Consider the following 25,418-nt stretch of genomic DNA (forward strand, 5'->3'; position numbering starts at 1 on the left):
ACTCGCGTTCACCTCCCGCGCTACGGCTCTTCGCCGAGCATCTGCTCCAGTTGCTCGGCGCACGCGGGGTCATGCTCGCGGATGCGTCGGAACCGCTCGGCTCGCAAGCACCGGCCAGTATTCCCGGCTTGCCTCTGTCACGCCGTCGAGTTCCTCCGCGACGTCGCTGACGTCACGGCCGCCGGCCGCGTCGAGCACCCTGCGGATGGTCTTTGGCCCGCCGCCGGACTTCCGCCCGCAGCTCCGGCCGCGTGATTCTGACGGACCGCAGAACACGAGGACCTCGGCGATCACACCGCCGGGGCCCTGTTATGGCTTCCGGCCGCATCTCGGCCGACCCGCACTTCAGCGGTTCAGAATCAAGACATGGGGGCATTCGGACTCTTATCCGGGTCACGCCCCATGATCATTCCGTAGCGTTCAATTCGTCTGCATTACCGGCGAGCCCGGCTACGCAGACCGACCATGCGGACGAACGACACGGGCTCTTCTTCCTACTCCGGAACGCGTACCCGCCTATCGTGCAGCCGCAGTCCGGTGGCCGGCATCGCGCCAGTCGGTCCGCACCCGGCGATGCTCACGTCGAACATGAGGGGCGCACGATCGGCGCCGGAGGCTGGCGACCGCAGTGCCGGGACGTCGCCCGCAGTGGCATCGCGTTCGTGCGGTATCACGGTCTGCCGCGAGCTACGAGCCCGGGCATCGCCCCGTCCGCTTCTTCCCGGCCGCGTGATCACGCACCTCGACGGCACCCGGGAAGCCACGTGACCGGCCGCCTACCGCGCCGCGCTTACCAGGAGAAGCGGCTGACCGACTCGGCCACGCACACCGGCCGGTCGCCGCCCTCGCGTTGGATCGTGACCACCGTGGTGAGCTGAACGCCCGCCTTGACCTCGGCGGCCTCCGCGATGGTGGCCGAGGCGCGCAACCGGGAGCCGACCGGCACCGGGGCGGGGAACCGGACCTTGTTCACCCCGTAGTTGACACCCATTCGCACCCCTTCGACGCGCATGAGCTGTGGAACGAATGCGGGCAACAACGACAGCGTGAGATACCCGTGCGCAATGGTCGAGCCGAACGGCCCGGCCGCGGCCTTCTCGGGGTCCACATGAATCCACTGGTGGTCCCCGGTCGCTTCCGCGAACAGATCGATACGCCGCTGGTCGATCTGCCACCACTGGCTGGGCCCGAGCGGTACACCGATCGCGGCCCGCAACTCATCGAGCGAGGTGAAGATCCGGGGTTCTGTCATGCTCATGCCTTTCGTGGTGCCACGCCGCGGCGCCATGCCCTGGTGCCATGCCGTCGTGCCATGCGGTGGTAGCGGCGCAAGCCCTGGCGCGGTGATCACCCCACGCCGACGTGGCGCGGACTAAGCGCTTGCTCAGCATGCTGACCGGGGCGTGAGCTGTCAACGCGAAACCGCCTGCGTCGCACGGCCACGCCCGCACGCGTGCCGGCGTGGCCGTCAGCGCACGCCGGCCATGGCCGGTGCCCCGGTCGGAGCGCTCGGTCGCGGCACCACGATGCCGCAGCCCGCACAGACGGGTCCCGGCTCCCAGGCGCGGCCGGCGAGTCGGTGCCGGATCATCCGTTCCTTACCGCAGATGGGGCAGCCGGCGCGCGGACCATCCTCCGCCTCCATGGCCGCGATGACTTGCCGCAGCACCTGCGGCAGTGGCGCGTGGGGATGGGTTTCCGGGTCGGCGCACCGTACGACCTCGCAGCCGCCCCAGGTCAGCCGGTGCCAGTCGTCCACGGCGCCCGGCTGACGTACTCCGTCATGCTTCTCTCGTCTGCGGCGGGCGGCGAACTCCGCCTCGTACGCGAGCCACACCTCCCGCGCCTCCTCAAGCTCTTCCAGCGCCGTTACGAGCCGCGCCGGGTCGGGATCACGGTCACCAGGCCGCATCCCGGTACGGACACACAGATGGTGCCAGGTAGCGCGGTGCCCATAAGGGGCAAACCGCTCCAGGCATTTTCGTAGTGAAGTGCGCCGCAACGCGACGCTGTTGTGTGGATCGCGAACCTCTCGTGCCAGTGCTCTGAAACCGGCCAAGGCATCCCACCTCCGACATGCGGACCAGACCCGATGCCTCATGGACGTGGCCCGCCGCGATTTGGCTCCATCTTTCAGCTTTGTCGTTCCCAGGAGCACCGTCCGTCTCGTGGCTCACACAGGAATTGGTTCCAGGTGAGCGCATCGACACGCTCGTCGCTGACGGCGTTCCACCGGGCGCCGTCGCCGCCGCGCTGACGCTCAACGGCCCCGTTCGTGCCGCCGTTGCCGCGGGCCGCGGGTACCACCGCACCGGAGCTGCTCGCCGGCCCCTGCCGCGAGTGCGCGGCGCACCCCGACCCCGCCGGCCGGTCGGGCCGGGACGCCGAGTTCGCCGGCATCCGCCCATCGAAGGCCCGGCACTGAACCCGCGTACAGCAGCGACCGGTCTGGCCGCTACAACCGCTACAACGACTTCGTCGGCGGCTACCCCCAGCCATGAGTGGCAAACCGAGGTGCTTCTTGTCGATGAGCGAGCGTGTGCGGCGAACGCCGGGCCTGAACTCGCCAAGCGGGGCGGGCTCCACCGGTCGGTGAAGCCCGCCCCGCTATGCCCGATCACGGCGTGGGAGACCGGCACAGCGCTGGACGCCCCGACGCCGGGCCGCCCCCGTACTCCCGCTCTGCTGGGCCCTTTCGCCAGGACATACCGACCGGTTAGTCTGTCCTGGTTGCGCCGCACACCTGAGCCGATCGGGCGGCGTCGGCGCGTGCTTGGCGGCGCGTACGGGCCGTAGCGCCGGTCCGCACGGAACCGAGGGACCCGGGAGGGGCAGATCGTGGACACCATGCGGGACGCGGGAGTGGTCGTGACCGGCGCGGGCGGCGGCATCGGTGCCGCACTCGCCCGCGGCTTCGCCGCTCGTGGCGCCCGAGTCGTGATCAACGACCTCGACCCCGACAAGGCGAAGGCCGTGGCCGACGAGATCGGCGCAATCGCCGTGCCCGGGGACGCCTCCGGCGTGGTGCCCGCCGCGCGGGACGCGCTCGGCGGCAGCATCGATGTCTTTTGCGCCAACGCGGGCGTCGCCCCCACCGGCGGTCCCGAAGCCGTCGATGAGCTGTGGGCGGCGGCCTGGGACGTGAACGTCATGGCACACGTTCGCGCGGCCCGCGAACTGGTGCCCGACTGGTTGGAGCGGGGCAGTGGCCGCTTCGTCTCCACCGTTTCCGCTGCCGGGCTGCTCACCATGGTCGGCTCCGCCCCCTACAGCGTCTCCAAACACGCCGCGTACGCCTTCGCCGAATGGCTGGCCGCCACCTACCGGCATCGGGGCATCCGCGTGCACGCCATCTGCCCGCAGGGCGTACGTACGGACATGCTGGCCGGCACCGGCAGCACCGGCGAACTGGTGCTCGCGCCCACCGCCATCGAACCGGACGAGGTGGCCGACGCCCTGTTCCACGGCATCGCCGACGAGCGATTCCTGATCCTGCCGCACCCGGAGGTCGCCGGCTACTACGCCGCCCGGGCCACGGCGCCCGACCGCTGGTTGGAGAGCATCAACCACCTTCAGCAAAAGGTCGAGCGGCTTTCGCACGGGCCCGGCAGGTGACCCATGCCGCACCGCTCGTACGTCCATGACGCCCGCCCTGAACCCCGAATGCCTGCCCCCCGAACCCCTGACGGCCCGAAGGACGCCAGCCGACCCGATGAGGAGCCGCTGATGACCTCCTACCAGGACCAACCCTGGCTGGCTCAGCTCAATGATGCGCAGCGCCGCCCGGTGCGGCCCCGGCCCAGCGTGCTGGACGCCTTCCGGGATGCCGTCCGCGCGGCGCCCGAACGCACCGCGCTGGCCTACTTCGACGGGCGGCTGAGCTACCAGGAGGTGGACCGGCTCTCGGATGCGCTCGCCGGACACCTGGCCGCGCATGGCTTCCGGCCCGGCGAGCGGCTGGCCGTGGTGTTGCAGAACTCGCCGCACTTCGTGCTCACCCTGCTCGCCACCTGGAAGGCCGGCGGCATAGCGGTGCCGGTCAACCCGATGTACAAGACGGCCGAGTGCGCGCACGTCCTGGCCGACGCCGAGGTGAGCGCGCTGGTGTGCGCGGACCGGGCGTGGGAGGCGTATCTGCGCGCGGCTGCGGGGGACGCGCTGGTGCGCATCGTGCTCACGGCCTGTGAGACGCAGTTGCAAAGCCGCAACGACCTTCGAGTGCTGCCCGCCGACCGGCTACCCGTCCCCGGCGACACCACCGACCTGCTGGCCGCAGCGCGCGGCGAGGCCGTGCCACCCACCGTGCCCTCGCCCGCCCCTGGCGACACGGCACTCATCTGCTACACCTCCGGCACCAGCGGCACGCCCAAGGGCGCCATCAACTCCCATGGCAACCTGGCCTACAACGCCGAGCGGCAGCACATCGGGCACGGTCTGCCGGCCGGCTCCACCTACTTCGCGCTGGCCCCGCTCTTCCACATCACCGGCCTGGTCTGCGAGTTGTCCACCTGCTTCGTGGCGGCCGGCACGCTGGTCCTGGCGTACCGCTTCGAGGCGGGCGTGGTGCTCGACGCGTTCACCGAACACCGCCCCGCGTACACCGTCGGCCCCGCCACCGCCTACATGGCGCTGATGGCGCGACCGGATGCCACCCGAGACCACTTCGCCTCCTTCGAGATGCTCTCCTCCGGCGGGGCACCGCTGCCGCCCGCCCTAGTGGACGCCTTCCAGGCACGCTTTGGCCCGTATCTGCACAACGGCTACGGGCTCACCGAGTGCAGTGCCCCGTGCGCCAGCGTCCCGCCCGGCCGCCGGGCACCCGTCGATCCCGTCTCGGGCACGCTGGCGGTGGGCGTTGCCGGGCCCGACACCGTGGTGCGCATCTTGGACGAGGAGGGTGCCGAGGTGCCGTTCGGGGAGCCGGGCGAGATCGCCGTGCGCGGCCCGATGGTGGTCAGCGGCTACTGGCGCAGGCCCCGGGAGAGCGAGGCCGCCATTCCCGGCGGCGAACTGCGCACCGGCGACGTGGGCTTCATGGATCGGGACGGCTGGCTGTACGTCGTGGACCGCAAGAAGGACATGATCAACGCGTCTGGCTTCAAGGTCTGGCCCCGCGAGGTGGAGGACGTGCTGTACACCCATCCGGCGGTGCGGGAGGCGGCCGTCGTGGGCGTGCCCGACGCCTACCGTGGCGAGTCGGTGAAGGCGTACGTCAGCCTGCGGCCCGGGCACGCGCCGGAGCCGGCAGATCTGGTCGCCTACTGTGAGCGACGCCTCGCGGCATACAAATATCCCCGCGTGGTGGAGATCCTGCCTGAGCTGCCCAAGACGACGAGTGGGAAGATCCTCCGGCGGGAACTGCGCGCCGAAGCGTGAGGCACCCGCCGCGGCGCGCGCCGCGTGGCGGGGACCAATGGCGGCGATGCCATGAGGAAACGGAACGAGGGGTAGGTGGCGGTGATGGCCAAGGCGACAGGCGGCGACGCGAGAGCGGTACCGGTGCCGCAGCGGTTGCTCGACGCCGCCACCAAGCTCTTCGCCGAGCGCGGCTATGACCGCACCTCAGTACAGGAGATCGTGGAAGCGGCCGGCGTCACCAAGGGCGCGCTCTACCACTACTTCGGCTCCAAGGACGATCTGCTGCACGAGGTGTACGGGCGAGTGCTGCGACTCCAGCAGGAGCGGCTCGATGCGCTCGCCGGCGCCGACGCTCCGGTGGAGCGCCGGCTGCGGGACGCCGCCGCCGACGTCGTGGTCACCACCATCGAGAACCTGGACGACACGAAGATCTTCTTTCGGTCGATGCACCAGCTCAGCCCCGAGAAGCACAAGCAGGTACGGGCGGAACGGCGCCGCTACCACGAGCGGTTCCGGGCCCTGATCGAGGAGGGCCAGCGGTCGGGCGTCTTCAGCGCCGACACCCCCGCCGACCTGGTGGTGGACTACCACTTCGGCTCCGTCCACCACCTGGGCACCTGGTATCACCCCGATGGTCCACTCACCCCGCAGCAGGTCGCCGACCAGTTGGCGGACCTGCTGCTACGAGCCCTGCGCCCGTAGCAGCGGCGCGGGCCCACGGCCTTGCCACCGTGGGCCGCGTCGATCCGCGTGCCGCCGCAGCTCGCGTACCGCTTAACTCCTGCCGCCGCAGCTCGCGTACCGCTTAACTCCTGCCGCCGCAGCTCGCGTACCGCTTAACTCCTGCCGCCGCCGCTCGCGTACCGCTTAACTCCTGCCGCCGCCGCTCGCGTACCGCTTCAGCCCGCGTATCGCTTGAGCTCTCGGCGCGCCAGCGACCGCTGATGTACCTCGTCGGGGCCGTCCGCGAGCCGTAGGGTGCGGGCGGCGGCCCACAGCTCGGCCAGCGGGAAGTCCTGCCCGACCCCACCGCCACCGTGCAACTGCACCGCCTGGTCGATGATGTCGGCGACGGTGCGCGGGGTGGCGATCTTGATGGCCTGGATCTCCGTGTGCGCGCCCCGGTTGCCGACCGTGTCCATCAGCCAGGCGGTCTTGAGGACCAGCAGCCGCAGCTGCTCCACGCTCACTCGGGCGTCCGCGATCCAGGATTGGACCTGGCTCTGCGCGGCGAGCGGCTTACCGAAGGCCGTACGGTCCAGGGCGCGGCGGCACATCAGCTCGATGGCCCGCTCAGCCATGCCGATCAGCCGCATGCAGTGATGAATGCGACCGGGGCCGAGCCGGGCCTGGGCGATGGCGAAGCCGCCGCCCTCCTCGCCGATCAGATGGTTCACCGGCACCCGCGCCCGGTCGAAGACGATCTCCGCGTGCCCACCGTGGTAGTGGTCCTCGTAGCCGTAGACCCGCATCGCCCGGCGGACCTCGACCCCCGCCGTGTCCCGCGGCACCAGCACCATGGACTGCTGGCGGCGAACGTCCGCGCCTTCGGGGTCGGTCTTGCCCATGACGATGAAGACGTGGCAGTTTGGACTCATCGCACCGGAGATGTACCACTTGCGGCCGGTGATGATGTACGCGTCGCCATCGCGCTCGATGCGGGTCTCGATGTTGGTGGCGTCCGACGAGGCCACATCGGGCTCGGTCATCGCGAACGCGGACCGGTTCTCGCCCTCAAGAAGCGGCTTGAGCCAGCGCCTCCGCTGCTCATCGGTGCCGAACTCGGTGAGCACCTCCATGTTCCCGGTGTCCGGCGCGGCGCAGTTCAGCGCGGTGGGAGCGAGCTGCGGGCTCCGGCCGGTGATTTCCGCGAGCGGCGCGTACTGCGCATTGGTCAGCCCTGCCCCGTACTCGGTGCCGGGCAAGAAGAGGTTCCACAGCCCCTGGTGGCGCGCCTCGCGCTTGAGGTCGGTCACCACCGGGGGCTGCGCCCAGGGGTCGGCCTGCGCGGCGCGTTGCTCGTGAGCGACGGCCTCGGCCGGGTAGACGTGCTCGTCCATGAAGGTCAGCAGCTTCTCGCGGAGCTCTGCGGTGCGGGCGTCGTACGCGAAGTCCATGGCGGTGCTAGCCCTCCTGAAGGGTGGTGAGGCCGTTCTCGACGAGCAGCGGGACCAGGGCGCCGATCCGGTCGAACCCGGCGCCTACGGTCTGTCCGAGGGTGTAGCGGTAGTGGATGCCCTCCGCGATCACCGCGAGCTTGAAGAACGCGAACGCGGCATACCAGGCGATATGGCTGACATCGCGGCCCGAGCGCTCCGCGTAGCGCGCGATCAGTTCGGCGGCCTCCGGGTGCCCGGGCGCCCCGCGCGTGGTGCTGAGCGGGGAGTCGGGGAATTCGGGCTGCTCGGTGTACATCACCAGCAGGCCCAGGTCCGAGAGCGGGTCGCCGAGTGTGGACATCTCCCAGTCGAGGACGGCCGTGATGGTGCGGTCGGCGCCGACCAGGACGTTGTCCAGGCGGTAGTCACCGTGCAGCACGGTGGGCGCGGGCGACGGCGGCACGGCGTGGGTCAGCTTCTCGCGCAGCGCGTCGATGCCGGGCAGCTCCCGATTCTTAGAGGCCGCCAACTGCTTGCCCCAGCGGCGCAGTTGGCGCTCCAAATAGCCATCGGGTCGGCCGAAGTCGGCGAGGCCCACCGCGGTCGGGTCCACCGTGTGCAGCTCGACGAGCGTGTCCACGAGGTCGAGCAGGAGGGCTCGGGTGCTCTGCGGGCCTAGCGCGGCGAGCTGCTTGGCGCTGCGGTACGGGGTGCCGGCGACGTACTCCATGACGTAGAACGGCGAGCCGGTCACCGACTCGTCCGTGCACAGCGCCAGCGGCTCGGGCACCGGCACGCCGGTCGGATGTAGGGCGCTGATCACCCGGTATTCGCGTGCCATGTCGTGCGCGGTGGCCAGCACATGGCCCAGCGGCGGACGCCGCAGGACCCAGCGCGCGGTGCCGTCGCTGATGGCGTAGGTGAGGTTGGACCTGCCGCCCTCGATCAACTCGGCGCGCAGCGGGCCGTCCACAAGCCCCGGTCGCTCGCGGTCCAGATACGCGCGCACCCCCGCCAGGTCCACTCCTGGGGGTGCCGGATGCGTCGGGTGCGCTGGGTCGCCGGCTGCGGGAGTGCCGGAAGGTGGGGTGCCAGCGCTCATTGAGTCTTCCTCCGGAGGGTCGGGGACAGGGGCACACTTCAGCGACCGCTTCATAATACCGACCAGTCGGTATGGAGTCCAGTGCTTCTGGCGGCCTTCTGGCGGCCTGGGTACGTTGCCGCACCCGGCGCGAGCGCGGCTAGGCGGGAGAGGACGGGGAAGGGGGGAAGGCGGGGGAGGCGGGAAGCGGGCAGACAGCAGGGCCGTGCTGGCGCGCGTCGTTGTCACCCGGTGCGGCTCATGCGTGGCAGGCCACCGGGCGACCGCCGTTGAGCACGGCCATCTCCGCGAACGCCGCTCCCGCGTCCAGCGGGGTGCCCGGCGGCAGCCCGTCGAGTTCCGCGTACGCCCGATGCAGGTTGGCGACCAGGCGCTCGCTCTCCCGCAGCGTGCCGAACTCGCCGAGGTCCGCTTCCCGCGCAACCTCCAGCGGGGGGCGGCCCGCCGCGTGGCCCTGTGCGGCCACCTCGGCCACGTATCGCAGGTAGCGCTCGATGGTGTCGTACACATCGGGTCCTGTGATCGGCCCGTGTCCGGGCACGATCGTCTCCGCACCCAGGGCCCTGAGCTGCTCGATAGCGCTGAGTGAGCCGGCGAGCGAGCCCATCAAAACGAACGGGGTGCCGCCGTGAAAGACGAGATCGCCGGTATAGACGACGCGCTGGTTCGGCAGCCACACGAGGGTGTCGCCGGTGGTGTGCGCGACGCCCGGGTGGATCAGCTGGATCTCGACCTCGCCGACGTGGAGCGCCATGGTGCCGGTGTATGTCAGGGTCGGCGCGGTGATGTGGATGTCGCCGAAGTCCACATCCGGCCAGATGGCGTGCAACTGGCGGCCGTTGGCGAGCGTTTCGGCGCGACAGGCGGTGTGTCCGACGATGGTGGCTTCGGGCAGGAACACTGCATTCCCGTAGGTGTGGTCGCCGTGGTGGTGAGTGTTCACCAGTACCTGCGGCAGCGGCGCCCCGCTGGCGAGAACGGCCTCACGCAGGGCGCGCGCCCTGCGCTCGGTGGCAGCGGTGTCGATCATCACTGTGGTGCGGCCGTCGCTGACGAATCCGGCGTTGTTCAGGCACCAGCCGCCATCCGGCTGGACGTACGCATGGGCTCCCGCCGCCAGTTGGACGGCATACGGCTCGGTGGCCGTCGCCCAGGTGGCGGCGTGTGCGCTGAGGCTGATGCTGGACATGCTGTCCTCCCGGGACCTTGCGATTCGGCGGGCTTAGCGTCGCAGCCCCGCACCGCGCCGGAAAGGGTGCCCCAGTACCAGCCGAGTCAGCCGCGCCAGCGGACCATAGGACCGGCTCGCGTCCAGGTCTCGTACGCCCGGGGGCACCCTTAAGCGCCGGCGTGCGCACGTTCGGTGGGGGACTCAAGTGCCGGGCAGGGGGCGCCCGTCGGGTCTTTGGCTGGTTTCGACTCGCCCCTTCGGCCGTGGCGCGGATGCCTACCGCAGCACCCCCGCGCCCAGCGCGCCAAGGACCACGGTGCACCAGGCGGCGGCCATGGCCGCCCGTGGGGACAGGGCCCGCGGCCGTGGTACGCCCATGGCCTGTATGCGGCGCTGCGCCACGGCCAAGAAGGCTAGCCAAAGGAGTGCGATGAGCGCCACCGCGAGAATCGCCACCGGCCGCGAACCACCCACCAACGCCTGCCGTCCGGCCAGCACACCCACCACGGCGCAGGTGAGCGTCGTACGCCGCCAGGCCATGCGGGTCCGCTCCGGTTGGAGGCCGGGGTCGCGGGTTGAGCGAGGCACTAGCTCGCCCAACCGAAGGCCACGACGAGCACCATCAGCACCGACAGCACGCCCACCGCGAGCGCCAGCACCGTAGGGAAGCGCGATACCGGCAAATCCTCGCCGCGACGCATCGCCCGCTCACAGCGAAGCCAGTGGTTGACGGCGCGCAGCGCACACAGCGCCCCGCCGATCAGCAGCGCGACGGCCAGGAGGGTCCGCAGCGGCCGGTCCTGGTCCGGTAGGAACTGGTCCACCGCGAAGCCGCCACCGATCAGCGCGAGCGCGGTGCGCAGCCAGGCGAGGAAGGTGCGTTCGTTGGCGAGCGAGAATCGATAGTCGGGCGTCTCTCCCTCGGCCCGCAGCCGGGCGGGGGCGAACCACAGCCGCACGCCCTCGCGCACGGCCTCCCGCCACCCGCGCCAGCCGCCAGCGGACGGGCGGGGATCATGCGAGGTCATGAGGGCACGGCATGATCGTTCATATTATCGAGCCTAGTGCCGGACCCGGCCCCCGGCCCTTCGAGGTCGGCCGCGCGCCCGAGCGCCGAGAAAGCCGCGGCTCTACCCAGGCCCTACTCAACTCCGTCCAAGGCCGCGCACACAGCCCCGCCCCGCCCCGGCCGCCCCGCCCCGCCCCGGCCACTCCGCCGCGTCATCGCCTCGCGCCCGCGTCACCGCCCCGCATCCGCTGCGCCCGCAGCACCGCCCCGCCCCGCGCCCGCGTCACCCCGCCCGCGTCACCGCTCCGCCACCCGCCGCGCGCATGGCCAGCAGCCGCTCGTACGCCTCTGCCCCGTCCGGCACCCACTCCCACACGTCCAGCTTGGCGGCCAACTCCGCATCCGTGAGGAAGGTGTGCCAGGCGACCTCCTCGGGCTGCGGATCGACCGGCAGGTCGCAGCGGACCTCGTAGATGCGGCACCACCACGACTGGCCGGGGCGCTCGTAGAGGAAGGAAAAGAGCGGTAGGGGCGCGGGCAGCCCACTGACACCGAGTTCCTCCTCGGCCTCGCGCAGCGCGGCTTCCTCGTACGACTCGCCCGCCCCGACCACCCCGCCCACAAACATGTCGTAAAGGGAAGGGAAAGCGAGCTTGCTGGCGGTGCGCCGATGCACGAAGATCCGGCCGGCGGCGTCCCTGGCCAGGATGAACACACAGCGATGCCGCAGCCCTCGCGCGTACACCTCGCCGCGTGGCGCCTGGCCCACCACCTCGTCGCGCTCGCTCACGACGTCCAGCACCTCATCCGCCGACCTGGGCATGTCATCAGCCATGCGGCCATCCAATCAGCAGCTCGCGCGGTGAGATGGCCTGCCCGGATGGTTGACGGCGTACCCGCTGGTAACGAGGATCGGGCAGACGGCGGGCACCGGGCCGGTCGCTGGTCACCGGGCAGATGCCGTAGCGACGGCCCTGACGAAGAGGGAAACCATGGCGTACGACGCGGATGTCATTGTGGTCGGGGCGGGGCTCGCAGGGCTCACCGCGACCGCCGAACTGGTGGACGCGGGGCGCACGGTGATCCTGCTCGACCAAGAGCCCGAGGCCTCGCTCGGCGGCCAGGCGCACTGGTCCTTCGGCGGTCTTTTCCTCATCAACTCTCCCGAGCAGCGACGGCTGCGCATCCGCGACAGCCACGAGTTGGCCTGGCAGGACTGGCTTGGCACGGCGGGTTTCGACCGGCCCGAGGACCGCTGGCCGCGCCGCTGGGCCGAGGCGTACGTCAACTTCGCGGCCGGCGAAAAGCGTGCCTGGCTGCGCTCGCACGGGGTGCGCTTCTTCCCCGTCGTCGGCTGGGCCGAACGCGGCGGCTACGACGCTACGGGGCACGGCAACTCCGTGCCCCGCTTCCACATCACCTGGGGCACCGGGCCCGCGCTGGTCGCCCCGTTCGAGCGCCGGGTCCGCGCGGGCGCGGCCCGGGGCCTGGCTCAGCTTCGGTTCCGGCACCGGGTCACCGGACTGTCGCGTACCGCGGGCGCCGTGGACACCGTCAGCGGCGAAATCCTGGCGCCCTCCACCGCCGAGCGCGGCACGCCCAGCGGGCGCGAGATCACCGGCGCGTTCGAGTTGCGGGCCCAGGCGGTGATCGTGACCTCGGGCGGCATCGGCGGCAACCACGAGTTGGTACGGCGCAACTGGCCCCGGCGGCTTGGCACCCCGCCCGAGCACATGATCTCCGGGGTGCCGGCGCATGTGGACGGCGAGATGCTGGGCGTCGCCGAGCGGGCCGGTGCCCGGCTGATCAACCGGGATCGGATGTGGCACTACACCGAGGGCATCGCCAACTGGAGCCCCATCTGGCCACAGCACGGCATCCGCATCTTGTCCGGCCCGTCACCGCTGTGGGTGGACGCGCTCGGCAAGCGCCTGCCAGTGCCGCTCTTTCCGGGCTTCGACACCCTCGGCACGCTCGAACACATCATGCGTACCGGTTACGACTACACCTGGTTCCTCCTCACCAGAAAGATCGTGGAAAAGGAGTTCACGCTTTCGGGCTCGGAGCAAAACCCCGATCTGACAAGCAAGAGCGTTCGCGAGGTACTCGCCCGGGCCCGCGGCGGGGCCCCATCGCCAGTGCAGGCGTTCATGGACCACGGCGAGGACTTCATCGTCGAGCGTTCGCTGACCAACCTGGTCCGTCGGATGAACGAGCTGACCGAGGCCGATCCACGACGCAGGTCCGGCGCGATCGACGAGGGCGAGCTGCGCCGCGAGATCACCGCGCGGGACCGCGAACTGACCAATAAGTTCACCAAGGACCTCCAGCTCACCGCCCTGCATGCGGCCCGCGGCTATCTCGGTGACCGACTCATCCGCACCGCGTCGCCGCACCGCATGCTCGACCCCAAGGCCGGCCCGCTGATCGCCGTGCGGCTCAATATCCTCACCCGTAAGACCCTCGGCGGCCTGGAGACCGACCTTTCCTCGCGCGTCCTGACCGACGAGGGCGCACCGCTGCCCGGCGTGTACGCGGCGGGGGAGGCGGCCGGCTTCGGCGGCGGCGGCGTACACGGCTACCGCTCGCTTGAGGGCACCTTCCTCGGCGGCTGTCTCTTCTCCGGGCGCACGGCAGGCCGCGCGGCGGCCCAAGCGGTCGGCTGAGCACGCCGGGGCCTGCCGGGCGCGCCCGTACGGCCTCGCGTGTGGTGCGGGGCGCGCCCGTACAGGGCCGGGCGCGCCCGTACCGGCAGTGCGTACGCCCGTACTCCCGTGTCCCAAAGGCGCCCCGTACGTCGCGGAAAGCACACGCGCGACCCAGGCGCACCCCCTATGGCCCGGTAGAGCACCCCTATGGTCAGTGGAGTGTCCCCTACGCCTCGGGTGGCACCTCGTCACCCCGTGCCACATGAGGCAGAGGTCTTCGCTGTCTGATCACTCCCGCGCCGTCTGGAGGACACCCCGCAGAGCAATACGCGCCATGGACCGGATGGAAAGCGGTCGATCCGCCGACGTTTCTCGTTCAGCCGTTGATCACGTTTTCACATCAACGACCCTTCCTAGTAGGTGAGTTGCCCTCATCCGGTCGTGACCCTCACACCGTCGGTGAGCAGTGACGATGACGTGCGGCCTTCCCATGGGCAAACGCCGTTCACGTTCGAGAACGGTGAAAGCGGTCAGGACACAAGGAAGTTACAGAACCTAGGGGGCGTCTTCCGGCCTTGACGCAGACCAGTGACTACCGGTTTGCTGTCCGTGATCATTCGCCGTCGGCGGCGCTGGCACTGGGGGCCACCGATGGAGCCCGAGACTCCCCGCGCGGGCCGACGCAGCAGCGGGGTTGGAGGTGACAGCGTTGTGGAGGAACTTCACGAATGACGCCTCCTCCGCGCTCGCTTGGGCGTCCGTGGCGCAGAGATCGGTTGGCCTTCGACCCCGCGTTGGACGATGGGGAGCTAGCCGCCGCCCGTAACGCACTGGCCCAGGGGCGGTGGACCGGCGCCCGGACTCTGCTCGCCGAGACCGGTGACGACTGGGACCGCAGGGGGCACCGGCTCATCGTGCTCGCAGAGGTCAGCGCCAGCGTTTCCTGGGCCCGCGACTGGCAGCTCGCCGAACCGGACAGCGCTGACGCCGCAGCCCTGTTGGCCTGCTCAACTACCTTACGTGCCGTACGTGGCAAGGCGTCTTACGAGTCCGCTCAGGGCCAGGCCCTGGCGGCGGCCCGGATGGCTCCCGCCGACCCATCGCCGTGGCTGGCCCTCCTCATCTTGGCCCGGACACTGGGCGCGGGAGACGACTGCGCGCGCGCCTTCGATCAGGTGCGAGCCCGGTACCGGGACCATCATCAAGCGCACCATCTGATGGCTGTGTTTCTCGCGGAACGTGACAACGGCGGCGGCGATCCGCTGCACGAGGTGTACGACTTCGCCTCCTGGGCGGCGGAACAAGCACCCGCCGATTCCCCCCTCGCCGTTCTGCCCGTTGTGGCACACGCCGAGCGCTTTCGCGTACTCGCCGCATCGGGCACCCTGTCGCGCAACCCGAGCCAGTCCGGGCACTGGTCCACGCGTAAGGCCCGGCAAGTGATGAAAGCGGCCTTTGACTGGTGGCTGGAATGGGAGGGTGAGGACCACCCAAGGCAACAAATCGACCTCAACTATCTTGCCCACGCCAAGTTCCACGAGGGGCGGTTGGCCGAGGCCGCCGCACTCTTCCACCGCATCGGCCCGCACGCCACCCGGGCCCCCTGGTCGTACACCGACCGCGACCCACAGCAAGAATTCCGAGCCGCGCGTTCCGCGGCGCTCGGCTCACCTTGAACTGACTCCCCAGCACCTTCCGTGGAAAGGAAACCCCTCGTCATGATGACGGGCAGTACGCGCGAGAGAGAGATCAGCACGTTCAAGGGTCAAGATCGCGCGCTGCGTGCGGGCCGCATCGGCATGGCCGGGCTGCTGCTGTCAGTGCTCGCCGCCAGCGCGCCGATGATGGTGGTCGCGGGCGTCATGCCCACCACCTACGCGGTGATGGGCATCGTCGGGCAGCCGCTGCTCTTCGTGATCCTCGGCGTCGTGCTCATGCTGTTCAGCTTCGGCTACGCGGAGATGAGCCGCCACGTACAAAACGCAGGCGCCTTCTACGCGTACATCGCCCGCGGCCTGGGCGGCACCGCGGGCGCCGCCGCATCCGTGGTCGCCCTGGTCGCGTACAGCACCTTGCAGGTCGGCATCTTCGGCATCTTCGGCTTCGAGGTGGCCGGGCTGATCGACCAGCACCTCGACGTCCGTATCGACTGGTGGATACCGGCCGTCGCCGCCGTGCTGCTCGTGGGAGCGCTCGGCTGGTTGAAGATCGACCTCAATGTGAAGGTGCTCGGCGTTCTGCTGCTGATCGAGGTGGCGCTGGTGTCCGTGTTCGCCGTGGCCGGCATCGGCGACCCGGGCGGCGAGGGCGTCTCCTTCCACGCGTTCAACCCCGACACGCTCACCGGCGCCGGGCTCGGCACCGCACTGTGCTTTTGCATCGCCTCCTTCACCGGCTTCGAGCAGTCCCCGGTGTACGCAGAGGAGACCAGCCGACCGCAGGTCATCGTGGCGCGGGTGATGTTCCTCGCCGTTGGCTTCACCGCCTTGTTCTTCGCGCTCAGCTCCTGGGTACTGGGCATCGCCGCCGGCCCGTCGCAGGTGGTGGCGGTGGCCCAACAGCAGGGCCCTGGCATGCTGTTCGGCCTCACCGAGGACCGGTTGGGCGGCACGTTCACCAACGCCATGCACGCCTTCTACGTGACCGGCATGTTCGCGGCACTGCTCAGCTTCCACAACGTCGTCGCCCGCTACGCCTTCGCCATGGGCCGCGAGGGCCTGCTGCCCTCCGCGTTCGGCCGGACCAGTAAGACCAGCGGCGCGCCCGCGCACGGCTCCGTGCTCCAGACCGTCGTCTCCCTCGTGGTCGTCGCCGGGTTCGCGCTCAGCGACGACAAGCCGTTCGGCGACCCGACCGCGCCGGTGCTGCACCTGTTCACCTGGGCGGGCAACGTGGGCGCACTGGGCGTGATGGCCCTGATGGCCACCGCGAGCATTGCCGTCATCGCCTTCTTCATACGCCGCGGCTCCGCCCGCGCCCAGATGTTCCGCATCATCTGCTCGGGCCTGGCCGCCATCGCGCTCACCGTCATCATGGTGTACGCGATCAGGGACTTCGACGTGCTCCTCAACGCCGACCCCGACTCCGCTCTGCGCTGGGCGCTGCCCGGCGTCATGGGCGCAGCCGTCGTGATCGGCCTGGGCTACGGGCTGGTGCTGCGGGTGGCACGGCCCGATGTGCATCGCGGCATCGGCAAGGGCAACGAGGCCTTCCAACTGGAGAAGGCCGCAACGGCGCGCGGCGAGGCGAGCCCGCCCCGCACCACCACCTAGGGACCCGCCCGCGCGCTTGCCCGCAGCCAATGCGCCGGCACCCGCTGCTCGCGCAGTTGATTCACCCAGCATGTGATTCACCCAGCATGTGGTTCACCCGGCATGTGATCCGCCCCGCAGTGATGCATCGGCACACCGGCACCCGGGGGCATCGGTGCCCCCAAGCCGCCGCAGGCGATGCACCGGCTCATGCCCAACGCCTCACCGACCCGCGCGAAGGAGCCCCCTATGACCTGCTGCGATTCCGAGTCCACGGGTGTGACGACACCGGTGCATCCACTCGACCCGCTGACCGAGGAGGAGATCGCGACCGCCCGGCGCATTCTCACCGAGGCGGGCAAGGTCACCGACGACACCCGGTTTCCGCTCGTACTGCCGCATGAGCCCGACCGGCACACGGCGAGCAGCCACCGCGCGGGCGACCCGCTCGTGCGACGGTTGCGGGCCACCTTGCTCAACCGCACGAGTGGGGAGGTGGCGGAGGCCGTTGTCGATCTGACCGCGGGTGTGCTGCTCTCCTACCGCACTCTTGACACCGCCAAAGAGGGTCAACCTCCGCTGCTTATGGAGGAGTTCGAGGCGTGCGAGGCGATCGTCAAGGCCGACCCGGGCTGGCAGCGGGCCATGGCCAGCCGTGGCATCACCGACACCAGCCTCGCCGTCATCGCCCCGCTGGCCGCCGGCGATCTGGTCATCGACGGCGAGCCCGGGCGACGCCTCCTGCGCTCGCCCACCTATCTGCGCTGCTCGGGCTCCGACAACTTGTGGGCGCACCCGGTGTCCGGGCTGATCGCCGATGTGGACCTCATCAAGGGCCGCGTGGTGCGGCTCATCGACACCGGCGCGGTGCCCGTCCCCGCCGAATGCGGCCGGTACGAACCGGAGTTCACCGGCCCGCCGCGCACCGATGTCCGCCCGCTGCACATCACCCAGCCCGATGGGCCGTCGTTCAGCATCACCGGGCGCCGGCTCGACTGGATGAACTGGAGCATGCGGATCGACTTCAACGCGCGCGAGGGGCTGGTGCTGCACCAGATCGCGCACCGTGACGGGGAGCGTGAGCGGCCCGTGCTGCACCGTGCGTCGCTCGCCGAGATGGCCGTCGCCTACGGAGAGGCCCAAGAGGCTCGCAACTGGGTGGCGTTCCTCGACGTGGGGGAGTACACCCTTGGGCGTAACGCCAACGCGCTCCGCCTTGGCTGTGACTGCCTCGGCGAGATCCGCTATCTGGATGCGGTGCTCGCGGACGACTTCGGCCATCCCGAGACGCTGCCCAACGCGATCTGCATCCACGAGGAGGACATCGGCCTGCTCTGGAAGCACACCGACATCTTCAACGACATGGCCGTCCACAGCCGGCGCGCGCGGCGCCTGGTCATCTCGTACATTACGACCATCGGCAACTACGACTACGCCTTCTACTGGTACTTCCACCAGGACGGCACCATCGGCTTCGAGGTGAAGTCCACCGGCCTCGTGCAGACCACGGCCGTCGTACCTGGCGCCGGCTCACCGCACGGCACGGAGATCGCGCCCGGTCTCCTCGCCCCCTACCACCAGCACCTGTTCTGCGCGCGGCTGGACGTTGCGGTGGATGGGCACCACAACACCGTGGAGGAGGTGGACGCGGTACGCGTCCCGACCGGGCCGGCCAACCCGAACGGCAACGCGTTCACCATCCGCACCACGCCCCTGACCGACAGCGCGGACGGGGGCCGGCTGGCCGATTCGACCACGGCCCGGCACTGGCGGATCACCAACCCTTCGTCGCACAACCGGATGGGCGAACCCACGGCGTACGCACTGGTGCCGCAGCCGAACCCGGTGCTGCTCGCCCAGCCCGATGCCGCGGCCAGTCGCCGCATGGGCTATGCCACCAAGCACCTGTGGGTGACCCGACAGAGCGAAGACCGGCGGTACCCGGCCGGCGAGTACCCCAACCAGCACCCCGGTTCCGGCGGCGTCGTGAACTGGGCGCAGGGCGGGGAGTCGCTCGCAGACACCGAGTTGACCGTGTGGCACACCTTCGGGCCCACGCATCTGCCGCGCCTTGAGGAGTGGCCCGTGATGCCCGTCGACCGCTGTGGCTTTACGCTCCGGCCCAGCGGCTTCTTCGACTGCAACCCGGCGCTCGACCTGCCGGCTGAAAGGCAGTAGGGCTCAGCCGGGGCGGAGCGAAGCGGAGGGGGCGGGACTGGCAGCCGTCAGCCGGCGCCTACCCGGGCCCCTCCGCTCCTCGCTCCCTGCCCCCGGCTCGTCGTGGGCAGCGCAGCTCAGTGCATGGAGACGTGGTCGCGGTGCGGCTGTGCGGCCGGTGGTTGAGCGTGGTGGCGACCCTGGCCGCGACCAGGGCGCACCGGCCACCAGGTGCTCCGGCCCAAGATCGCGGCGAGCGCGGGCACCAGCACGATGGACAGCACGAAGGCCGAGAGCAAGATGCCAAGCGCCGTCGCGAAGCCGATCTGCTGAGTGGAGGGTGCCGCGTTGGCGGCGAGGCTGCCGAAGGACGCCGCGAGGACGACACCTGCCGTGGCGATGGCGGGTGCGGTGTGGCGCACGGCGCGGGCGACGGCGGCTCGGGCCGGCCCGGGGCGTTCCATCTCCTCACGGATGCGGTCACTGATCAAGATGTTGTAGTCGGTGCCGAGGGCGACGACGAAGAGGAACAACACCAGTGGCAGCACGAAGTTGACGCCCGGCTTATCGAGGATGTGCTGGAAGAACAGCGCCGAGGCGCCGAGGGTGGCGGCGAAGCCGAGACCGACAGCGATCATCAGGATGGCCGGGGCGAGCAGGCTGCGGAGCAGGATGAGCAGGATGAGGGCGATCAGCACGGCGGCGACCGGGAACACGATCTTCAGGTCGTGATCGACGGCGGTGGAGATGTCCGCGAAGATCGCGGCCGTGCCGCCGACATGGGCTTCCAAGCCGTCGGGGGTGTGGCGGGCGACGGTGTCGCGCACGGGCCCCGAGACGAGGTCCCGGGCCCGCTGGCTTTGGGTGTCGGCGGTGAGGTAGAGGTCGATACGGGCTGCTGTGCGGTCCTCGTTGAGTACGGTCTTGTTGACCTTGCCGATGCCGCCCACCGTGGCCAGGGCCTTGGGCAGGGCGCCCAGGTCCTTGGTGGTGAGGGTGCGGCCGTCGTTGGCGGTGACGTAGACGGTGGTGGGGTCGGACACCCCGGCGGGCAGGGCACGGGAGATCTCGGCAGAGGTGACGGCGGCCGGCGTATCGTCCGTCCCGCCCGTTTGGTCGAAGTCCATCCTGATGCCGACCAGCCCGGCCGCCAGCGCGCCGAGCAGCGCGACGGACGCCAGCACGAGCGTGACCGGGCGGCGGGCGACCAGGTCCCCGATGCGCGCGGCGGGACCCGGGCGCGGCTCACGCTTGAGGGAGCGCGAGGGCCAAAACATCTTGCGTCCGGTGACCGCGAGGAGCGCGGGCATCAGGGTGAGGCTGGCCAGCAGCATGACGAGCACCGAGACGGCGATGGCCGGGCCCAGCACCCGAAACTGCCCGAACGTCGCGATGCCCAAGGTGGCGAAGGCGGCCACGATGGTCAGGGCGGCCGAGGTGATCGCCGTCCCGACCCGGGCGCTGACCTCTGCTGATACGGCGCGCGCCGGCAGGTCGGGGCGGGCCCGCAACTGCTCGCGGAAGCGGAAGAGAAGGAAGAGGAAGTAGTCCACGCCGATGCCGACCAGCACGACACTGATCATGCTCGGCGTTGAGGCGTCGAGCTTGATGCCGGTGAGTAGCGCGGCGCCGACGACCGCGCCCGCCGCAGCGCCGCCGATGATGATGACGGCGAGCAGCGGTATGAAGGCGGCCAGCACGCTACGGAACACCAGGATGTTGATCAGCACGATCAAACCGAACATGAGAAGGCCGACGACCTTCTCGGTGGTCTCCTCGGCCTCGGCGGTGTCCACGAGGTCGGCCAGTCCGCCCGTGAAGCCCGTACGCATCCCGGCCTTGGCGAAGTCCTCCTTGGCGTGGTCGCGGAAGGCGCTGTAGAGGTCGTGCAGGCCCGGGTCCGTGGAGTTGCCGGTGAGCTGTACGGAGAGCAGTTCGAAGCTGCGGTCGGGCGCGACCATGGTGGGGCTGACCTTGGGCGTTTGGGAGTAGTCCGTGGTCAAAAAGGAAGGCTGGCCCTCCGCGGGCTCGGGCATCTCCACGCGCTGGCGGCCCAGCTGCTCGGCGAGAGCGCCAACCCGGCGGTGGTCGGGCCCGGTGAGGGGCTTGCCATCGGCGCGGCCGACGAGGACGGTCACCGCGTTGGCATCGGGCTTGATCCCGAACTGCTCCTCGGCGATCTTCAGCGCCGCGGCCGAGTCGTACTTCGCGGGCAGAAAGTCGCCGCTTTGGGCCTGGGTGACGCGGTACATCAACGCCTGGCTGAGCAGGGTGAGGAAGATGCCAAGCACCGCCCACAGGGCGATGACCTTCCACGGATTGCGGGTCGAGTACCCGGTCAGGGCGCGGATCACGGTGTTCCTCCGGCAGTGGTCGAGCGCCGAGTTCTCCCGGCCGATACCTAGCTCACCAGCGCAAACGCCGGGATTCGTCCGAGTAGGGGACGAGAAAGAACCTGGGAGCGGAGGCCAGGTAGCGTCTGTGACCAGGACCCTGGTCCTAGGGCAGGATCGGCTTGTGGGCCCAGGGCTGGGCGGGCAGCCGGTGCCACAATGAGTCACGAGATGACAGTCGTAGCGCACCGGCAGCGGTCGGCGGGGGCGGCTGGGGGAGAGGACCACCATGTCCACGACGCGCTCTGCTATCGGGGTTTCTGGGGTTTCCGGCGCTTCCGGGGTTTCCGGCGCTTCCGGGGCACCGGCAAGCGGCGATGTGCTGCCGTGGTCGCGCAACGACGCGCTGGTCGCGGTCGGGGCGGCGGCCGTGGACCTGATCGGCTTCGTACTCAGTAGCCAGGTAGATCTGGGATACACGCCCGTGGCGGGGTATGCGCTGGTGGTGGTCTCCGGGCTGCCGCTGCTGGCCCGGCGCCGCGCCCCGGTGTTGACGCTCGGTGCCGTCCTGCTGTTGGGCATGCTGCTGAACCTGAGCGCCCCGGTGGGGGCGCACTTCAATGCCACGGCAGTGGTCGCGCTCTATACGGTCGTACGCTCGCAAAGCGCCGTCATGGTGGCCCTGGCGGCGCTCGCGACCGTGGTGGTGCCGTTGCTGGCGCCGGCGCGGTGGCCGCAGTTCGTGGACGTGCTGGGCCTGGTGGCCGCCGGAGGGCTCGTCGTCGTCGCCGCGATCGTCATCAACCACTGGCAGCGGGACGTCGAGGCCAACCGGCAGCGCCTCGCCGACCGCGCGGTGGCCGACGAACGGCGGCGTATCGCAAGGGAGTTGCACGACATCGTGGCCCACCACATCACCACCATGCAGTTGATGGCAGGGGGCGCCCGGGCCAACCTCGCCCGCAACCCGGAGGTGGCCAGGGACGCGCTGGTCACCCTGGAGGGGTCAGGGCGGATGGCGCTGCGCGAGATGCGGCAACTGCTGGACGTGCTGCGAGCCGGGGACGAGGCGGAGGAGGCACCGATCGCGCCTCAGCCCGGGATCGCGGACCTGGGGCGGATTATCACCGAGTCCTGCCAGGCCGGCCTGCCCACCGCGATGGAGGTGCGGGGCGAGGAGCGTGCGCTGCCGCCGAGCATGAGTTTGACCGTGTTCCGAATCGTGCAGGAGGCACTGACGAACGCCCGCAAGTACGCGGGCGATGCTCGGGCGTCGGTACAACTGACGTACGCGCCGGACGGGGTGGCGGTGGAGATATCGGACGACGGCGCGGGCATGGGCATGGGGTCGGGGTCGGGTTACGGCCTGCTGGGGATGCGGGAACGAGTCGTGCTGCACGGCGGGACGCTGGAGACGGGCCCGTTGGACGCGGGCGGATTTCGGGTGTCGGCCCAACTGCCGTTGAAGGCCGACGAGGGGGCGCTGCGGTGAGCGGCACGCCGACGGACAGGATGGGCGAGGCGATGGGCGAGCGGGTGATCAGGGTGCTGATCGCGGATGACCAGCCGCTGGTACGGCGCGGACTGGCGCTGATCCTCGCGCCCGACCCGGCCTTCGAGGTGGTGGGCGAGGCGGGCGACGGCGCGGACGCGGTGGCCCTCGCACACCGGCTGCGGCCCGACATCGTCGTCATGGACATTCGGATGCCGATACTGGACGGCGTCGCCGCGACCGGCCAGCTCGCGCGGGAGCTGCCCGGGTGCCGGGTGCTGGCGCTGAGCACCTTCGACATGGACGAGTACGTGGTGGCCGCGCTGCGCGCTGGCGCCTGCGGGTTCCTGCCCAAGGACAGCTCACCGGAGGAACTGGTTGCGGCGGTGCGGGTGGTGTACACCGGGGAGGCAGCGGTGGCGCCCCGCTTGTTGACCCGGCTGATCTCCACGTACGTTCGGGCTCCGCGCCGTGCGTTGCCGCCCGCTGCCCACATGGGCGAGCTCACGCCGCGCGAGCTGGAGGTGTGGCGGCTGATGGCCGCGGGGCTCGACAACGCGGAGCTCGCGGAGGCGATGGACATCAGTGTGTCCACCGTGAAGAACCACATCACCAGCGTCTTCGGGAAGCTCAGCGTCCGTGACCGGGCCCAGGCGGTGATCGCCGCGTACGAGTCGGGTCTTGTCGAGGTGGGCGGGCAGGAGTAGCCGCCGGCTTTCCTGGCCCAGGCGGCGGGTTGGGTAGCCGGCCGGGCGGCGCCGCCTAGTCGTCGAGCGCCTCGCGGACCCGGCGTGAGACCGTGAACGCATAGAGGTCAAGGACGTCCGGTGGCTCGGCGACGCCGGGGCCCCCGGCGTGTATCCAGGTGGCAATGTCGGTCAGTGCGTCATCGTCGTTGACCAGCCCCAGCCACACGGGCCGACCCCCTGCCGCGCGGCCCTGCGGTGAGGGCTGGACGACCATCACATTGGCCTGCTCGCACACGTCCAGGCACTCCGATGCGCGCACCGTCGCGGCCTGCCCCACCGCCTCGCGCAGCCGGGCGATCTGCCCGGCGTGGTCCACGCCTGGCACCTTGCGGACGTCGCCACAACAGCAGCCGCGGCAGACGATGACCTTGCAGGTCGCGGCGGTGGGTCGGGGCGTACGAGAGGTCCGAGACGTGCGGGCGTCAAAACGGCGGGGCGCGGGCGCCGGGTGGCCGAAGGGGGAGGTCATCCGGCCGATGATACGCAGCGCAGGTAGCCAGCGAGCGTGCGAGACGTATCACCTCCACCGCCCTGCCCGGCTGCCCCGCTGATCAGCTGCCCTGCTGTCCGGCTGTCCGGCTGCCCTGCTGTCCGGCTGCCCTGCTGTCCGGCTGTCCGGTTTCGCTGTGCGTTGAGTCATCCCGCGGTGGGCGCGCCGGTCACTCGGTGGGTGGGTTCTGCTGCATCCGTCAGCCGTTCCGGTGGCCGCCCTGCGCGCCGCGCGCCGGTCGTCGGGGGAGTCTGCTGATGACCCGTCATGCCTCGCGGCTGACACGCTCAGTGAACAAGGGAGTCCCAGATGAGACAGGCCGCCCGAACCCGGTCGCCTGCGCGGCGTGCCGCACCGGCAGCCGGTTGGATTTCGGCCCTGGCCATCGCGCTCGGTGGCTGCCTTCCGCTCGCCGACCACACCGCGGCACCCGCGCCGACCACGCCTGAGCCGGCCACCCGTGGGCCGGCCCCCACCGCACCCGCCTCCACCTCAGCGGCCCCCGCGCCCGCGCCGGGTGCCGAGCGACCGGGCGGCGCCAGCGAACCGGCCGCCGGCCAATCGGCTGCCCGTGCACAGCCGCTGTGGCGCGACCCGAGCACCGCCGCGGCCCGGCAACTTCGGGCCTGGGACCGGCAAGGCCGGGACGCCGAGGCGGAGCTGTTGCGTACGATCGCGGGCCGGCCGACCGCCGAGTGGATCAGCGAGGAGCCGCGGAAGCGGGCCCGCCGCGTCACCGAGGCCGCCGAGGCGGCGGGGAAGACGCCGGTCCTCGTCGCCTACCACATCCCGTACCGCGACTGCGGCAACCACTCCAAGGGCGGTGCGGTGGACGCCGCCGAGTACCGGACGTGGGCGGATGAGCTGGCGGCTGTCATCGGTGACCGCGAGGCGTTGGTGATCTTGGAGCCGGACGCGGTGGCGCAGGTCGTGGACGGCTGTGTGCTGCCCGAGTTGCGCGGCGAACGGCTCGACCTGCTGCGGCACGCGGTCGTCACCCTGTTGGGGCTGCCGCGGGCGAAGGTCTATATCGATGCGGGCAACGCCGGCTGGGTGCCCGATCCCGCCCGGCTGGTGCCCTCGCTGCAACGGGCCGGAATCGCCTACGCGGACGGCTTCGCGCTCAACGTGTCCAACTTCCACACCACGGCCACCAGCACGACCTACGGCCAGCGGCTCTCCCGGCTGCTCGACGGGGCCCACTTCGTCATCGACACCTCCCGCAACGGCAATGGCCCGGCGGGCGAAGGCGGGCATGAGCGCGTGTGGTGCAACCCGTCGGGCCGGGCCCTCGGCGAGCCGCCGACCACCCACACCGGGCGGCCGCGCGTGGACGCGTATCTGTGGGTCAAACGACCGGGCGAGTCCGACGGCACCTGCCAGGGCGGCCCACCCGCCGGCAGCTGGTGGCCCTCGTACGCCCTGGGCCTGGCCCGCAACAGCGAGCGCTAGCCGCTTCGCGGCCCGAGCGCTGCCCGGACAGCCAGCGACCCCGCGCCGGCGGCACATCCGCTCGCCGGTGCGGGGCCTGGGCCCGCTGCGTTTCGTCGCTGCGCTGG

Annotated in this window: 20 protein-coding genes; 10 read left to right on the forward strand and 10 right to left on the reverse strand. The window is 70.6% G+C overall.

The window, feature by feature from the left end; all coding sequences use genetic code 11:
- Positions 1 to 790 precede the first annotated feature (790 nt).
- On the reverse strand, positions 791 to 1,252 hold the full coding sequence (locus FHS42_RS16250) for a MaoC family dehydratase (RefSeq protein ID WP_184572982.1): 462 nt from the start codon (positions 1,250 to 1,252) through the stop codon (positions 791 to 793).
- A gap of 216 nt (positions 1,253 to 1,468) precedes the next feature.
- Positions 1,469 to 2,059, reverse strand: coding sequence for a hypothetical protein (locus FHS42_RS16255; protein ID WP_184572918.1), 591 nt, complete (start codon positions 2,057 to 2,059; stop codon positions 1,469 to 1,471).
- 788 nt (positions 2,060 to 2,847) lie between these two features.
- Between FHS42_RS16255 and FHS42_RS16260 the strand changes: the two genes are divergently transcribed.
- The 3 genes from FHS42_RS16260 (at position 2,848) to FHS42_RS16270 (ending at position 6,060) form a co-directional block, all read left to right on the forward strand.
- Positions 2,848 to 3,615, forward strand: a complete 768-nt coding sequence (locus tag FHS42_RS16260; protein WP_221476579.1) for an SDR family oxidoreductase — start codon at positions 2,848 to 2,850, stop codon at positions 3,613 to 3,615.
- Between the two features lie 111 nt (positions 3,616 to 3,726).
- Positions 3,727 to 5,376, forward strand: a complete 1,650-nt coding sequence (locus FHS42_RS16265) for a class I adenylate-forming enzyme family protein (protein WP_184572919.1) — start codon at positions 3,727 to 3,729, stop codon at positions 5,374 to 5,376.
- 84 nt (positions 5,377 to 5,460) lie between these two features.
- Positions 5,461 to 6,060: a TetR/AcrR family transcriptional regulator gene (locus FHS42_RS16270; protein ID WP_184572920.1), complete on the forward strand. Its 600-nt coding sequence runs from the start codon at positions 5,461 to 5,463 to the stop codon at positions 6,058 to 6,060.
- Between the two features lie 197 nt (positions 6,061 to 6,257).
- Here FHS42_RS16270 and FHS42_RS16275 read toward each other — a convergent pair whose 3' ends face one another.
- The 6 genes from FHS42_RS16275 to FHS42_RS16300 form a co-directional block, all read right to left on the reverse strand.
- Positions 6,258 to 7,475 (reverse strand): acyl-CoA dehydrogenase family protein, encoded by a 1,218-nt coding sequence (locus FHS42_RS16275; RefSeq protein ID WP_184572921.1) that lies wholly within the window; start codon positions 7,473 to 7,475, stop codon positions 6,258 to 6,260.
- 7 nt (positions 7,476 to 7,482) lie between these two features.
- The gene (locus FHS42_RS16280; RefSeq protein ID WP_184572922.1) at positions 7,483 to 8,559 is read right to left on the reverse strand and encodes a phosphotransferase family protein; all 1,077 of its coding nucleotides are present in this window, start codon (positions 8,557 to 8,559) and stop codon (positions 7,483 to 7,485) included.
- A 238-nt stretch (positions 8,560 to 8,797) separates the two neighbouring features.
- Complete coding sequence (locus FHS42_RS16285) at positions 8,798 to 9,748, reverse strand: MBL fold metallo-hydrolase (RefSeq protein ID WP_184572923.1); 951 nt, start codon at positions 9,746 to 9,748, stop codon at positions 8,798 to 8,800.
- 258 nt (positions 9,749 to 10,006) lie between these two features.
- Positions 10,007 to 10,318, reverse strand: coding sequence for a DUF202 domain-containing protein (locus FHS42_RS16290; protein ID WP_184572924.1), 312 nt, complete (start codon positions 10,316 to 10,318; stop codon positions 10,007 to 10,009).
- A complete protein-coding gene (locus FHS42_RS16295; protein ID WP_184572925.1) occupies positions 10,318 to 10,758 on the reverse strand; it encodes a YidH family protein in 441 nt (146 codons plus the stop codon). The genes FHS42_RS16290 and FHS42_RS16295 overlap by 1 nt, the downstream gene beginning before the upstream one ends.
- Positions 10,759 to 11,022: 264 nt before the next feature.
- Positions 11,023 to 11,574, reverse strand: coding sequence for an NUDIX hydrolase (locus tag FHS42_RS16300; RefSeq protein ID WP_184572926.1), 552 nt, complete (start codon positions 11,572 to 11,574; stop codon positions 11,023 to 11,025).
- Between the two features lie 157 nt (positions 11,575 to 11,731).
- Here FHS42_RS16300 and FHS42_RS16305 point away from each other — a divergent pair, with 157 nt between their 5' ends.
- The 4 genes from FHS42_RS16305 to FHS42_RS16320 all read left to right on the forward strand — a co-directional run bounded on the left by FHS42_RS16305 (position 11,732) and on the right by FHS42_RS16320 (position 18,816).
- On the forward strand, positions 11,732 to 13,405 hold the full coding sequence (locus FHS42_RS16305) for an FAD-binding dehydrogenase (protein WP_184572927.1): 1,674 nt from the start codon (positions 11,732 to 11,734) through the stop codon (positions 13,403 to 13,405).
- 710 nt (positions 13,406 to 14,115) lie between these two features.
- Complete coding sequence (locus tag FHS42_RS16310) at positions 14,116 to 15,063, forward strand: hypothetical protein (RefSeq protein WP_184572928.1); 948 nt, start codon at positions 14,116 to 14,118, stop codon at positions 15,061 to 15,063.
- Between the two features lie 42 nt (positions 15,064 to 15,105).
- The gene (locus FHS42_RS16315) at positions 15,106 to 16,659 is read left to right on the forward strand and encodes an APC family permease (protein ID WP_184572929.1); all 1,554 of its coding nucleotides are present in this window, start codon (positions 15,106 to 15,108) and stop codon (positions 16,657 to 16,659) included.
- A 228-nt stretch (positions 16,660 to 16,887) separates the two neighbouring features.
- A complete protein-coding gene (locus tag FHS42_RS16320; protein WP_184572930.1) occupies positions 16,888 to 18,816 on the forward strand; it encodes a primary-amine oxidase in 1,929 nt (642 codons plus the stop codon).
- 116 nt (positions 18,817 to 18,932) lie between these two features.
- Here FHS42_RS16320 and FHS42_RS16325 read toward each other — a convergent pair whose 3' ends face one another.
- Positions 18,933 to 21,149: an MMPL family transporter gene (locus tag FHS42_RS16325; protein ID WP_184572931.1), complete on the reverse strand. Its 2,217-nt coding sequence runs from the start codon at positions 21,147 to 21,149 to the stop codon at positions 18,933 to 18,935.
- Between the two features lie 268 nt (positions 21,150 to 21,417).
- Between FHS42_RS16325 and FHS42_RS16330 the strand changes: the two genes are divergently transcribed.
- Both FHS42_RS16330 and FHS42_RS16335 read left to right on the forward strand, forming a co-directional pair.
- Positions 21,418 to 22,620 carry a sensor histidine kinase gene (locus tag FHS42_RS16330; protein WP_184572932.1) on the forward strand — a complete coding sequence of 401 codons (1,203 nt, stop codon included), beginning with the start codon at positions 21,418 to 21,420 and terminating at the stop codon, positions 22,618 to 22,620.
- Between the two features lie 20 nt (positions 22,621 to 22,640).
- Positions 22,641 to 23,327, forward strand: coding sequence for a response regulator (locus FHS42_RS16335; RefSeq protein WP_184572984.1), 687 nt, complete (start codon positions 22,641 to 22,643; stop codon positions 23,325 to 23,327).
- A gap of 55 nt (positions 23,328 to 23,382) precedes the next feature.
- Here the strand turns inward: FHS42_RS16335 and FHS42_RS16340 are convergent, their stop codons facing one another.
- Positions 23,383 to 23,838, reverse strand: a complete 456-nt coding sequence (locus FHS42_RS16340; RefSeq protein ID WP_221476546.1) for a (2Fe-2S) ferredoxin domain-containing protein — start codon at positions 23,836 to 23,838, stop codon at positions 23,383 to 23,385.
- 330 nt (positions 23,839 to 24,168) lie between these two features.
- Between FHS42_RS16340 and FHS42_RS16345 the strand changes: the two genes are divergently transcribed.
- Positions 24,169 to 25,311: a glycoside hydrolase family 6 protein gene (locus tag FHS42_RS16345; protein WP_246494858.1), complete on the forward strand. Its 1,143-nt coding sequence runs from the start codon at positions 24,169 to 24,171 to the stop codon at positions 25,309 to 25,311.
- Positions 25,312 to 25,418: the final 107 nt, after the last annotated feature.

It is taken from the genome of Streptomyces zagrosensis (assembly GCF_014203645.1).
GTDB lineage: Bacteria > Actinomycetota > Actinomycetes > Streptomycetales > Streptomycetaceae > Streptomyces > Streptomyces zagrosensis.

Excerpts from the sequence above, each read along its gene's own strand:
- FHS42_RS16300 (WP_184572926.1), bottom strand. The coding sequence starts at position 11,574 with ATGGCTGATGACATGCCCAGGTCGGCGGATGAGGTGCTGGACGTCGTG.
- FHS42_RS16250 (WP_184572982.1), bottom strand. The coding sequence starts at position 1,252 with ATGACAGAACCCCGGATCTTCACCTCGCTCGATGAGTTGCGGGCCGCG.
- FHS42_RS16285 (WP_184572923.1), bottom strand. The coding sequence starts at position 9,748 with ATGTCCAGCATCAGCCTCAGCGCACACGCCGCCACCTGGGCGACGGCC.
- FHS42_RS16295 (WP_184572925.1), bottom strand. The coding sequence starts at position 10,758 with ATGACCTCGCATGATCCCCGCCCGTCCGCTGGCGGCTGGCGCGGGTGG.
- FHS42_RS16265 (WP_184572919.1), top strand. The coding sequence starts at position 3,727 with ATGACCTCCTACCAGGACCAACCCTGGCTGGCTCAGCTCAATGATGCG.
- FHS42_RS16280 (WP_184572922.1), bottom strand. The coding sequence starts at position 8,559 with ATGAGCGCTGGCACCCCACCTTCCGGCACTCCCGCAGCCGGCGACCCA.
- FHS42_RS16340 (WP_221476546.1), bottom strand. The coding sequence starts at position 23,838 with ATGACCTCCCCCTTCGGCCACCCGGCGCCCGCGCCCCGCCGTTTTGAC.
- FHS42_RS16260 (WP_221476579.1), top strand. The coding sequence starts at position 2,848 with ATGCGGGACGCGGGAGTGGTCGTGACCGGCGCGGGCGGCGGCATCGGT.
- FHS42_RS16335 (WP_184572984.1), top strand. The coding sequence starts at position 22,641 with ATGGGCGAGGCGATGGGCGAGCGGGTGATCAGGGTGCTGATCGCGGAT.
- FHS42_RS16275 (WP_184572921.1), bottom strand. The coding sequence starts at position 7,475 with ATGGACTTCGCGTACGACGCCCGCACCGCAGAGCTCCGCGAGAAGCTG.
- FHS42_RS16330 (WP_184572932.1), top strand. The coding sequence starts at position 21,418 with ATGTCCACGACGCGCTCTGCTATCGGGGTTTCTGGGGTTTCCGGCGCT.
- FHS42_RS16315 (WP_184572929.1), top strand. The coding sequence starts at position 15,106 with ATGATGACGGGCAGTACGCGCGAGAGAGAGATCAGCACGTTCAAGGGT.
- FHS42_RS16310 (WP_184572928.1), top strand. The coding sequence starts at position 14,116 with ATGACGCCTCCTCCGCGCTCGCTTGGGCGTCCGTGGCGCAGAGATCGG.
- FHS42_RS16270 (WP_184572920.1), top strand. The coding sequence starts at position 5,461 with ATGGCCAAGGCGACAGGCGGCGACGCGAGAGCGGTACCGGTGCCGCAG.
- FHS42_RS16305 (WP_184572927.1), top strand. The coding sequence starts at position 11,732 with ATGGCGTACGACGCGGATGTCATTGTGGTCGGGGCGGGGCTCGCAGGG.
- FHS42_RS16345 (WP_246494858.1), top strand. The coding sequence starts at position 24,169 with ATGAGACAGGCCGCCCGAACCCGGTCGCCTGCGCGGCGTGCCGCACCG.
- FHS42_RS16320 (WP_184572930.1), top strand. The coding sequence starts at position 16,888 with ATGACCTGCTGCGATTCCGAGTCCACGGGTGTGACGACACCGGTGCAT.